The 11,739-nt window shown below is 66.0% G+C and carries 10 protein-coding genes; 3 read left to right on the forward strand and 7 right to left on the reverse strand.

What is annotated here, in order from left to right:
- The first annotated feature begins 332 nt into the window (after positions 1-332).
- Both ACFPL3_RS36020 and ACFPL3_RS36025 read left to right on the forward strand, forming a co-directional pair.
- Positions 333-2,057, forward strand: coding sequence for an ATP-dependent nuclease (locus ACFPL3_RS36020; RefSeq protein WP_379590404.1), 1,725 nt, complete (start codon positions 333-335; stop codon positions 2,055-2,057).
- Positions 2,054-3,814 (forward strand): ATP-dependent helicase, encoded by a 1,761-nt coding sequence (locus ACFPL3_RS36025; RefSeq protein WP_343945824.1) that lies wholly within the window; start codon positions 2,054-2,056, stop codon positions 3,812-3,814. Before ACFPL3_RS36020 ends, ACFPL3_RS36025 begins: the two co-directional genes overlap by 4 nt.
- A 96-nt stretch (positions 3,815-3,910) precedes the next feature.
- Here ACFPL3_RS36025 and cutA read toward each other — a convergent pair whose 3' ends face one another.
- Both cutA and ACFPL3_RS36035 read right to left on the reverse strand, forming a co-directional pair.
- Entirely contained in the window at positions 3,911-4,252 is a 342-nt protein-coding gene (cutA, locus tag ACFPL3_RS36030) for a divalent cation tolerance protein CutA (protein WP_379590406.1), read from the reverse strand.
- A gap of 641 nt (positions 4,253-4,893) precedes the next feature.
- A complete protein-coding gene (locus ACFPL3_RS36035; protein WP_343945825.1) occupies positions 4,894-5,166 on the reverse strand; it encodes a hypothetical protein in 273 nt (90 codons plus the stop codon).
- A gap of 175 nt (positions 5,167-5,341) precedes the next feature.
- On the opposite strand from ACFPL3_RS36035, the gene ACFPL3_RS36040 reads away from it, so the two are divergent.
- Complete coding sequence (locus tag ACFPL3_RS36040) at positions 5,342-6,553, forward strand: hypothetical protein (protein ID WP_343945826.1); 1,212 nt, start codon at positions 5,342-5,344, stop codon at positions 6,551-6,553.
- A 312-nt stretch (positions 6,554-6,865) separates the two neighbouring features.
- On the opposite strand, the gene ACFPL3_RS36045 is transcribed toward ACFPL3_RS36040, so the two are convergent.
- The 5 genes from ACFPL3_RS36045 to ACFPL3_RS36065 all read right to left on the reverse strand — a co-directional run bounded on the left by ACFPL3_RS36045 (position 6,866) and on the right by ACFPL3_RS36065 (position 11,353).
- Positions 6,866-7,648 (reverse strand): alpha/beta fold hydrolase, encoded by a 783-nt coding sequence (locus tag ACFPL3_RS36045; RefSeq protein ID WP_343945866.1) that lies wholly within the window; start codon positions 7,646-7,648, stop codon positions 6,866-6,868.
- Positions 7,615-7,965, reverse strand: a complete 351-nt coding sequence (locus ACFPL3_RS36050) for an epoxide hydrolase N-terminal domain-containing protein (RefSeq protein ID WP_343945827.1) — start codon at positions 7,963-7,965, stop codon at positions 7,615-7,617. Before ACFPL3_RS36050 ends, ACFPL3_RS36045 begins: the two co-directional genes overlap by 34 nt.
- A 376-nt stretch (positions 7,966-8,341) precedes the next feature.
- The gene (locus tag ACFPL3_RS36055) at positions 8,342-9,238 is read right to left on the reverse strand and encodes an alpha/beta fold hydrolase (RefSeq protein WP_343945828.1); all 897 of its coding nucleotides are present in this window, start codon (positions 9,236-9,238) and stop codon (positions 8,342-8,344) included.
- A gap of 231 nt (positions 9,239-9,469) precedes the next feature.
- Complete coding sequence (locus ACFPL3_RS36060) at positions 9,470-10,477, reverse strand: LLM class flavin-dependent oxidoreductase (RefSeq protein WP_343945829.1); 1,008 nt, start codon at positions 10,475-10,477, stop codon at positions 9,470-9,472.
- Between the two features lie 3 nt (positions 10,478-10,480).
- The gene (locus ACFPL3_RS36065) at positions 10,481-11,353 is read right to left on the reverse strand and encodes an SAM-dependent methyltransferase (protein ID WP_343945830.1); all 873 of its coding nucleotides are present in this window, start codon (positions 11,351-11,353) and stop codon (positions 10,481-10,483) included.
- Positions 11,354-11,739 lie beyond the last annotated feature (386 nt).

Here is an 11,739-nt window from a genome sequence, read left to right on the forward strand (position 1 = left end):
CCAGGTCGGCGCCAAGCCCCTTGCGAGGGCCTGTCAGGCGTCCCCGGAACCCGTCTGCGCCCGACTCACTATCTCACTTCCCGCAGGTCAGGACGGTGCGATGCCGAATGACGAACCTCACTCGCCGTGGCGACCGCACTGGCGACGTCACTCGGACTCGCATCGACCGGAGATATCTCGCCCGGCGGGCCGCTGGAGCCCAAGCCGCTGCTCCACCGCACCACGGCCCCTGCCCACGAGGAGTAACAGATCCGCCACCTTTCGCGACCACGTCAGCAACACCCCTCCCGAGGGCCGGGAGCGGGCTCCATTCCGGGGGCATGAGACGATCGATGCGAATCGCGCGCCTGCAAATTGAGAACTTCCGGAACTTTCATAAGCTCGACCTACAGTTGTCACCGGCGACCGTGATCGTCGGAGAGAACCGGACTGGGAAGAGCAACCTGATCCACGCGATGCGGCTCGTGCTTGATCCAAGCCTGTCCCAGAATGACCGCCAGCTCGGGCGAGATGACTTCTGGGACGGCCTTTCTGACGGTACCGACGACTGGGACCCGATGCAATCCGGCCACATCATCGAGGTTTCCGTCGAGCTAGTCGACTTCGAGGAAGAGCTCGCAGTCGTTGCCGCTCTTGGAGACGCCCTTACTGCGGACAACCCGTTACGTGCTCGCATCACCTACAGGTATGCCCCAGTGTCCTCTAGCCTGGACAGCGCCTCTCGAGTTCCGAAATATCGATCGACGATCTACGGCGGAGGAGACCTTGAGAACCAGGTGCCGAACGATCTCCGCGGGTATCTACATTTCACATTTCTTCACGCGCTCCGGAACGTCGAAGATGACATCCGCAACTGGCGCCGCTCTCCACTCCGGCGAATGCTCGAGACAGTAGCCAAAAATGCGACTGAGGAAGAGCTTAAGATCGCAAAGGAAGCGGTCTCTGCCGCCAACAAATCACTGCGCGAGATCAAGGGAATAAAAACGCTTGGCGAGACGATAAGCAACCGTACTGAAGAGATGGTCGGCGAGCATCAGGCGCTCGATGCTTCGTTAGCCGTTGCAGCCCAGGACCCTATCCGCTTGATCCGAACAATGCGGATATTCATTGACGGCCAAGCCGAACGGCCGCTCTCGGCCGCGAGCCTCGGCACGCTCAACGTCCTGTACTTCGCCCTTCTTGAGTTGGGCCTTGAAGGCAGACTGGAGGCGGCCGACATCGCCCATGCAGTTGTCGCTATCGAAGAACCCGAAGCGCACCTTCACCCCCATTTGCAGCGGCTCATCTTCCGTCGCATTCTCGATGGCCGGGGCGGGCAGCAAAGCGTATTCATCTCAACGCAATCGCCACACATTGCGAGCGTGGCGGATCCTAAGAGTCTGGTCATGCTTCGCTCGGACGGAACTCGAAGCGTTGCTGCCTGCGCCCGAGACGCTGAGCTCACTGAACGCGCATGGGACGACATTTCGCGGTATCTCGACGTTACGCGCGCAGAAATAGTATTTGCGCGAAAAGTGTTACTAGTCGAAGGATACGCGGAGGCAGTGCTTGCCTCGCGTATCGCAGAAGCGAGCGAGCTTGATCTCGACCAAGAGGGAATCACAGTTTGCGCGATTAACGGAACTCACTTCCTCCCGTACATGAAATTCTGCGCTGCGTTGCGGATTCCGTGGGCAATCGCCACCGACGGTGACTTAAATGCAAGCGGTACTAGCCAAGGCAAGCGCCGTGCTTTACGACTTCTGGAGCACCTTGGCAGCCAGAAGTCTCCGGAAGAAGAGGGCATATTTGTGGGCAACCACACCTTCGAGTATGACCTCGCTGCTGCTTCCGAGGAGAACCTAAAAAACTGCATTGAGGTACTCACCCAGCTTGGAGGGAGCAACCTGCGGCAGCTAGTTCAGCAGTGGCGCGGCCTGCCTTCATATGAGGTTTTCATGACTGCAATTGAAAGGACCGGCGGCAAGGGTAGGTTTGCGCAAAGACTTGCGTCATGTCGGCTTTCTGCACCCAGCTACTATGCAGGCGCCTTGCAGCATCTTAGGAACCACGAGTGACGCCACTCGACGATTCACTAAAGGCGCTCAAGAAGAATCCTGGACAGTGGAGGGCATTCCAACAGCAGGGCCATTGCGTCGTCGTAGCGCCACCTGGAAGCGGCAAGACGAAGCTTCTAACCACTCGGTTCGTAGTCGACATGCTGACCAAGGTCGATCCGCCACACGGCGCCGCATGCGTAACTCTCACGAACGCAGCTGCCGACGAGATCCGCGAGAGGGTCGCGGTCCTCGGCGTACCAGGGAGAGCGAACGTCTTCATCGGGACCGTGCACAGCTTCACGCTGAACAGCATCCTCAGGCCATTCGCGAATGTCGCCGACCTTTCACACGTCCTAGATCGACGTATTGCAGGGAAGGCCGAGCAGGAGCAGGCCTTCAAGTACGCTATGACCCAAGAGTTCTTCACACGACGGGAATCGTACACGGTACGCTCAACAATCGAGACATATCGTCGCCGTTTTGTTTCGGACGAGATGTGGGCGCGGGTGCCCAAAATTAGACGAGTGGCTGACGCATATTTGCGATACTTAAAGCAGCATAACCTTGTCGACTTTGACGAGATAATTGCGACGGCGGTGCACTTGGCTGAAACGGTTCCAGCAGTGCGACGTGTAATTGGCGCAAAGTACCGCCGACTGTATGTCGACGAGTATCAGGACCTTGCGCCTGCCCTTGACCGGCTAGTCAGGGCGCTCTGCTTTGATAATCAATCTTCGACTACCCTGTTCGCTGTTGGCGACCCCGATCAGTCGATCTATGGGTGGACTGGAAGTAGGCCTGAGCTACTTGATGAGCTAACCAGGAAGCCCGGAGTCGCCACCGTCCCTTTGGAGGAAAACTATCGATCGGGGGCGGGCATACTCCAAGTCGCAGAGCTTCTGCGAAAGAGAGCAGGTCGCCGTCCAATGTCAACCTCGCGCTCCGGTGGTGTAGTGACAGCTACGCTGTGCCGAGGAGGGCTTCTGGATCAGTGCAATGTCGCGGCTGCACAGATTGCCAGTTGGCATAGTTCAGGTACTCCGCTTCACGAAGTCGGAGTTATTGCTCCGACGAATGCCCACTGCCGCGAGGTCGAGCAGGCGTTCCGCAGGCACAACATCCCGATTCTGGTTCGCGGAGAGTCGTACCGACTAACACAGTCCACGTCGTTGATCGAAGACGCTGCAGCATGGGCACTGCTCGGCAGAGAGGCAAGTGGGCATCGGCTTGGACTGTTGCTGCGTAGATGGCGCGGTTGCCTCGGGTCGCGATGGACCCGCGAAGCGGACGTCAAATTTCTAGCGCAGCTATTTGACTTCGAGGGTAGGGCCGACGATCCGGCGCACTTGTTCATCTCTGGATTATTGGACCTTGGTCTCCGAGAAGCTGACACCTCGACAACGGCAAGTGAGGATCACGACGAAATACTCCGAATGGAGCGCGCCTACAAAGGCGGAGAGTTAGCGCAGGCTTCCTCGGCAGTTCTCGCGGAAAGAGGACGTCGACTGAATCGAATTGAAGGCCTGACCATGTCCTCATGCAAAGGTCTAGAGTTTGAAAAGGTCTGTATCCTAGGTCTTGACCAGAAGCAAGTGCCGCACTTCAACTCGCTTGATGACGAGCAGAAGCTGGCCGAAGATCGACGGAAGGTGTATGTAGCAGTAACCCGGGCACGAAGTTCGGTCAGCATCTTCTACTCGGGCTTTGTCCAATGGTCGCGCAGCATCGATCATGCAGGACCCAGCCAATTCTTACGGGAGATGCGGCTGATCTAAAGGGCGTCGAGGGGTCTACTCGCATGGGGCTGCACTCTTGGTGCGCTGCCGCTGTGCTTTGTCTGGAAAGCTTGGAGCGTGGCCGGCCCGTCGCCGCTATCCGTCAGGCGGCTGGGTCTCCGCCGCGATCCAGTTCAGGTGCTCGGGATTCCCGTTATAGATCGGGCGGGCGCTGATCCATGGCACCTGATATGGGTGGCGCTCCTTGCCGTGCTCAACGATGGCCGCTGACGACGAACTCGCGCCGCGTATGGAGCGAGGCACGACCTTTGGTCTGCTCGTGGACTTCGCCCCTGCCACCGGTAGATGGAGTGGACCGGAGAGAAGTTGTGGACGCTTCGAGGGCAGCGCTTGATCACCGTCTGGGCGAGTCCCGGCCGCTGGGAGGCTCGACGCGGCTAGCACCGGGGCAGGATGCCGCTCCCGCGGGCGAGTCACAACCCGGCCTCAGAAGGCCTATCCGAAGATCGTCACAGGCCGTTGACTCAGCTGAAACGGCACGTCCGATGAGCCGTGCGCGCGTCCTTGGCGCCTGACGACGGCGTCAGGAACGGTCCGCCTTGGCGCAGCGCGCGCACAGGATCGGATCGATGGCCGTTCCGGCGCGACCGCCAGAGACGTCGCGCTGCGGAGGGCGGTGCATGTCGACGAGATCGAGCATGCGCCCGCACCGGCAGGCCAGCACCGCTCGGCCGCGCGGCGGCGCCACCACATGGACCGTGGCGTCCGCCTGGTAATACGGGCCCCTCATGAGCGACGCCTGGGGCGGAAGTCACGCACGCGGCGTGCGAGTCGGATGATCAGTCGGGGCGGTACCGCAGCGCGCTCCTGCTCCCCGCGGTACTCCGCACAGCGCGAGCACCGCGGACCGGGTCGCGCGACCATCGACGTCACCACCACGTCCGCCCCGCACGCCGCGCGATACCGACCCAGACCTGCCAACACGCCCTGCTCGAACTCGGCGGCCGTGATCGCATGAGTTTGACCGTCGGCGACGGAGGTCATGTCCATCAACTCGGGCCGTCCGACCGGCCCTGCGCAGCTCGCGATCGTGCCGCCACGGACGGCATCTGTGCTGCTCATCGGGTCCTCAGCCCGCACAGCGGACACACGAACACGCCGTCCCCGACGCGCAGCGCGACCACGCGGACCCCCGTCATGCACGACGCGGGCTCGTAGGTCCAGGCACGGTCGAGCAGCACGGGCCGCGGGCCCTCCAGAGTCTTGCCCGCGTGCCGTCGGTAGGTCGGTGCGCTCCAGCGCAGCGGCACGCCATTGCGAGCGTCCCTCGGCGTCCCGGTGGGTCCGGCATGTTGCAAGCCCGGCCCCTCGTGGTGTTCGTCGCTCGTCATCCCGCATTCCCGCGTTCGCGTCGGCTCCCGGAGATCGGCACACCCGAGAGCGCTCGTCGTCTGGCAAGCTGTGTGAAATCAGCTTTCCGTCAGCGCTGATGGACCGGAACGACGCGGGGCACGCCGTTGACACGACATTCGGACGACAGCGGGTTGCGAAGGGAGGCACTCATCCGTGCACGACCGTCAGCCTTCGACCCTGCTTGAGCTGAAGATCCGCGAACTCGGCATGACTCTGGGGGAGTTCGTCGAGCATGCCGAAGCGTTCGCACGTGACCACGGCGAGCGCGGCACGATCAGCCTGCGGCACCTGCAACGCCTGATCTCGCCGAGGGATCGGCCGACATCCTTGCGGCCAGCCACGCGCCGCCTCTTGGAAGCCATCTTCGCCACGCCCGCGATGGAGTTGCTCGGGCCGCCGCCGCGAGCAGACCTCGGCGAGGCTAACTCGCAGGTGGAGGCGGAGGAGGCGTCATCCGTCGTGGCGGACTGGCAGCGGGAGGCCGCCGAGGTCGCGCGTCTTGTCGCACGGTCGGCGCGAGTCGATCGAGAGGCGTTGGACCTCTTGGCGTCGCAGGTCGAGAACACACGGCGACTCGATCGCCGCTTCGGCGCTTCGACACTTCTCGGCGCGTTGCGCCTGCACGCACAGCACATCGAGCAACTGCTGACGAACGCGACCGAATCAGGAATCCGCCGTTCCCTGGCCGCAGTACTGGTGGATGCACACACCCTGGCCGGATGGCAGTCGCTCGACCGCGGCGAGGTCGTGAGCGCGTGGCGGCACTACGGGAGGGCATGCGACGCGGCGTTGATCACGGAATCAGTCGCGCTGCATGCCCACGCTCTCGCCAAACAGGCCGTTGTGCTCGCTGATATCGGCCGGACGGCTGACGGTGCAGCGATGAGCGGTTATGCGCGTTCCCTCGGCGACTCGGGGACGGCGATGCTGCGGACGTGGCTCGCAGCGGCGCATGGTGAGGCGCTGGCCGCAGCGGGGAAGCCCGCGGACAGCCTGCGCGCCTTCGACGAAGCATCGGCGGCGATGCCGCCACCCTGCTTCCGTGCCTCGCACGGCGACGAGGAACCGTACGTCGGTCTGGATGACGTCCACCTTGCCCGTTGGCGCGGACATGCTCTCTCCAGGATCGGCCATCCCGAGGCCGTGCCGGTTCTGACGGGTGCGCTCCGCGACCACGATGCCGAGTTCACGCGGGCTGAGGCGGCGCTTCGCGTCGATCTCGCCTACGCCCACCTGATGGCAGGCGATAGGGCAGCTACGGACGAGCAGCGCCGAGCGGCAATCGTCGTGATCGATGCCGTCGGGTCCGTTCGACAGCGGGAGCGTCTGAACACCTGCCTGGCAGGGTCAGCGCTGATTAACTAGCGTGGGCGTCCTGACGCGTGGCATGTGGAGCCATACGTGGAGCCAACACCCGTTCGATCGCGTCTCTGGAGCGACGTTCCAGCAACTCCGGTGCAACAAACACGCTGGTATGAGCGCTAGTCCTGCGAGTTCAAGCGACTTCTAATCTCTAGGTCGCAGGTTCGAATCCTGCCGGGGGCACGTACGTCCAAACGGGAGCTCGGCCGGCGCGGCGACGGGCTCCTGCGGGACCTCGTGCTGCGGTCGCGGCGAAGTGCTCGTCCAGGCCGCGCACCTCTGTGTCCAGGGCACGAGCCGTGAACCGATTCCGGCCTACTGCTTCAGTCCCGTGAAGAACGTCCTCAGGTCGCCGACCAGCAGGTCGGGCTCCTGGTGGGCGGCGAGGTGTCCGCCGGCGTCGTAGACGTTCCACGAGACGATGTTGGCGTGGTCCCGTTCGGCGAAGCGCCGGATCGCATGGATGTCGTCACGGAATTGGGCCAGGCCGAGCGGCACCGTCGTCGGTTCGCTCGGCCGCCGGCTGCGGCCGTTCTCGTAGTAGATCCGCATGCTCGACGCGACAGTTCCGGTCAACCAGTGGATCATCACGTTGGTCAGCACGAAGTCCGCATCCAGGGCGCCGCGATAAATGAGGTTGTGCCACCCGAGCAAGCCGACCGGCGAATCGGTGAGCGCGTGGGCCAGCGACTGCGGCTGCTGGGTCTGCAGGTAGCCGTAGGCGTCCATGTGCCGACGGAACCACTCGTGTTCCTCCACGGCGGATCGTTCCTCGGGTGACGTCCGATCGAACTCGGCCAGGTCGACGTCCGAGAAGATCTGGGTGACGTGTACCCCGACGACGGCTTCCGGCGCCGCTCGACCGATCTCGGGCGCGATGTGTGCGCCCCAGTCGTTGCCGGCCGCGCCGTAGCGCGCATAGCCCAGCCGCCGCATCAGCTCGGCCCACACCGTCGCGATCCGGTAGGTGTCCCAGCCACGCGAGCGCGTGGGCCCGGAGAAGCCGAATCCCGGCAGGGAGGGGATCACCAGATCGAAGGCGATCCCGGCATCGGTCGGATCGGTCAGGGGCCCGATGACGTCGAGGAACTCGGCGATCGAACCCGGCCAGCCGTGCGAGAGAGGAACACCGGCAGAGCGCCGGGACGGGACGACCTGATGTGCAGGAAGTGGATGTGCTGACCGTCGGTCGTGGTGGTGAACTGCGGATACTCGTTGAACCGCGCCTCCCACGCGCGCCAGTCGTAGGCGTCGCGCCAGTACTCGACCTGAGCCATCAGCTCCTCGACCGGCGAGCCGTAGTCCCAGCCGGCGTCGTTCACTCCCTGCGCCCATCGAACATGATCGAGTCGATACCGCAGGTCATCGAGGTCCGCCGGCGGCACGCCTATCCGGCACGGCTCGATCGAACTCATCGCATCCTCCGAGGACCGGCTACCGGCCCGAGATCGACAGCAGCCGTCGGCGGCAGCGCCTGAGGATCATGGTGGCGAACCGAGGCTGGTCCCGGTAGTGCGAAACGCACCGATCGAGCATCACGAACACATGTGTGGTCGTACCCGGCCGGCGGTCGCCGGAGTGCTCTTCGTCAGCACCCGGTCGCCGGCCGTGGCGCCTTCCTCGACCTGTGTGCGGCGGGTATGCCGGGCAGCCTGCTCCTGAGACGTGTAGGTCGGCCCCACGGCGATGGCGACATCCACGCGCGACCGCCGGTATCGGATGTCCATTGCTGTCGCCGCAACAATGGACAACCGAAACTGCCGATCATGCGCCCGCGGACAGCTCGTCGCCTCAGTCCTTCCCGTCCAGGAACCCGATGATCCTCTTGTTGATCTCGGTCGGTCGCTCGACCATCATGAAGTGCCCGACCCCCTCGATCAGCTCGGACCGGGAGCCGGGGCCGCACAGGCTCGGCACGCGGTCGACCTGCGCCTGCGACATCCCGTGACAGCCGTCCTGCGTGCCGTGCAGGTACAGCGTGGGCTGGGTGATGTTCGCGCCCCACGCATCCGCCTGCTCGGCCACCCACTCCGGCGATCCGAACCGGGTCGGGTCGAACTGGCAGCGGTAGTAGCCGAGCGCTGCCTGGAAGTAGGCGGGGTCGCGGATGCAGTCCTTGACGTGGGGCAGGTCCTCGCTCGCGTCGTAGCCGGGCGACCAGTCCCCCCAGATCCGATCGATGAACGCGAAGTCGTCCGCCGCGATCACATCGGCGGCCACGTGCAACATCTGGAAGTACCAGAAGTAGAACGAGCGCTTGATCTGGTCGTAGGTGGGGATGTTCTCACCGAAGATCGCGAACGGCGGGATGTTGATCACGATGCAGCGCTGCCACCGGTCCGGCGCCTTCCCCGCCGCGCCCCACGCCCCCACCGCTCCCCAGTCGTGCGCGATGAGCACCGCGTCCTCGCCACCTCCGAGCGCCTCGTGCAGCGCGTTCTGGTCGGCGACCATCGTGCTGCTGTGCACGTGGTGACGGTCCCCGGGCAGCTCCGTGGGCGCGAAGCCCCGGCAGAACGGCGCCACCGCCCGGTAGCCCGCGTCGGCGAGCGCCGGCAGGAGGTACCGGAAGCTGTAGGGCGAGTCGGGGAAGCCGTGCACGCACAGCGCGAGCGGCCCGTCTCCCATCGCCAGGTACTCGAAGCCCAGCCCGTTGGCCCGAACCGATCCCCTCTCGAACTCGGTCATCACACGCCTCCTCCGCGTCGCGTACCGACCGAGCCCACGAAGATGGAGCCCACCGGTGCGCCGTGGAAGGCCTGTCGGGAAGGTCAGCGCCGAGCTGTCGAAGGTGACCCCACCCGGCCCAACCCCGTTCGGGCGGACGCGCCGCGGTCCGGAAGCGGGCTGAGCCGAATGCCGATGCGCGGGCCGAGGCGCAGCATGTGCGCCGTACCTACCCGGTGTGTGCGGTCGCGCTCAGGCGGCCGTGGCCTCGCGCACCGCCGGCACGATCTCGCGCGCCCACCTCGCGCGTGCCTTCTCCGCATCCTCGGGTGTGTCGGCCACCGGGAAGAACACGAAACCACCGGCGCCGTGGTCGCGCACCGCGATCGTCAGCTCCTCGACCCACTGCTCCACCGACCCGCCGACCCAGGTGCCGTCGGCGCTGCGGGTGGTCTCGGCGGGAGCGCCCGGATCGCGCACCGACGCCTCCAACAGCTCGTCGAGCGAGCTGCCCGTGGTACTGCCCGCCGTCGGGTCGCCCGTGGGCAACGGGGCGTCCGTGATCCGGCCGAGGACGTTGTAGACGGTCGCGATGTCCGCCGGGTTCCTCCCCGCCCCGGCCGCTGCCTCGTCGATCACGGCCCGCGAGGTCGCCACCAGCCTGCTGCGCCAGTCCTGGGCGGCCCCGGGCACCCAGACGTCGGCGAGCCGGCCCGTGACCCCGAGCGACCTCGGTCCGATCGACCCGCTCCAGATCGGCGGGGTCGGGGCGTCCGAGGGCGGCAGGTCCTCGACCCGGTGGAACTCGCCCTCGAACGTCACCGGCTCACCGCCACCGGTGAGCAGCTTGACCAGCGTGATCGACTCGTCGAAAAGCCGTACGGCCTCCGCGGGCGTCCTGCGCTCGACGCCGAGCTTCACGATCTCGTCCCACAACGCGCCCGCGCCGACGCCGAGCGCGAAGCGGCCACCCGACAGGTCGGACAACCCGCTCGCCATCTTCGCCAGCATCGGGGCGGGGCGGCAGGGCAGGTTGGTCACGGTGGACACGGCGGTGACGCTCGTCGTGGCCCCGAGGACGAACCCGAGCGTGGCGTACGCGTCGAACTGGGCGGGCGAATACGGGTGGTCGGTCATCGTGACCACGTCGAGCCCGTCGCGATCCGCATTGCGGGCCTGCGCGAGCAGGTGGCCCGCGTCACGAATTCCGCTGACCGCCCCGTTGAACCCGGTGTCGAGTCCGATTCCGAACAACGCCATGATTCAGGCCTTCCGGGCATTCACGAGGACGAACGGCCCGTTCACGCGCTCGCCGACGGGGGTCAACGTCCGGCCGTACTCGCTCGCCGCGGTGCGCAGGGTGCGCGACTCGACGATCCAGCCGTGCGTACGCAGCCACTCGCCGGGATCCGGCCGCGCTCCGGCCCCGAGCAGCGAGCGCAGGTCGAGCCCGAGGGCCTCGGAGCTCGCCCGCGCCTCGGGGTCGTCCATGCGCTCCAGGAAGTGGGGGTCGTCCTCGATCGCCCAGCGCGAGCCGGGGGCCGAGAGCGCGTGCACCGATTCCAGGAGGCCGCGCTGGCCGTCCGGGGTGAGGTAGTACAGCAGCCCTTCGGCGATCCAGAGCGTGGCCCGGCCGGGGTCGAACCCGGCATCCCGCAGGGCGTCCGGCCACCCTTCGCGCAGGTCGGCGGGCACGGGACGGCGGTCGCACCTGGCCTGCGCCCCGGCCACGCGCAGGACCTGGTTCTTGAACTCGAGCACCGCGGGCTGGTCGATCTCGAACAGGACGGTGCCCGCGGGCCAGTCGAGCCGGTGCGCGCGGGTGTCGAGGCCGGAGGCGAGGAGCACGACCTGGCGCACGCCGAACCCGGCGGCCCGCCGCGCCGCGTCGTCGAAGAACTTGCCGCGGATCCCGACCAGGTCCGACAGCGCACGCCAGTTCCCGTGCTCACCGTCGCCGCCGGGGCGGGTGGGGACGTTGCCGGGCGGGCCGGCGGCGAGTACCAGGGCCTCGGCGTACGGGTCGTCGAGCAGACCGTCCTGGCGGTGGGTCTCGACGGCGCGGCCCGCCGCCGCGACGACGGCCGTGGCACCGACCCCGGTCCGCACGTCCCACGTCCTCGCCGCGCCGGTCACGACGCGATCCTCGGAATCGAATTCGGGTATGCGGAAAGCACAACTTCAGCATGCCCGTCCACCCGCGCTGTGCATTCGGATGTACGCGTGTGATCGATCACGCCGAAAAGGACGATATCGGCCGAGCTCCGCATTCCGGGCGGCTGGTGGACGGGACCGGGGGGCCAGGCGGTGCAACGCCCCCCGCCGTCCGCCGCGCTCGCGGCTCCACCCTCCGGCAGCAACCCACGGCTGCTCGCGGGCTCCGTTAGGGCCTGTCCCGGCCGGTGAGGCAGGTCTACCTTCGGCCCCTCTCGACCGGGGCGGTGGGGCGCGATGGTGCGATTCGAGTACCGGCCCCCGGCGTTGATCGGCGCCCTCGCTGGCCCCATGGACCCGGCGGCCGC

The organism is Pseudonocardia zijingensis (assembly GCF_042657305.1).
Lineage (GTDB): Bacteria > Actinomycetota > Actinomycetes > Mycobacteriales > Pseudonocardiaceae > Pseudonocardia > Pseudonocardia zijingensis.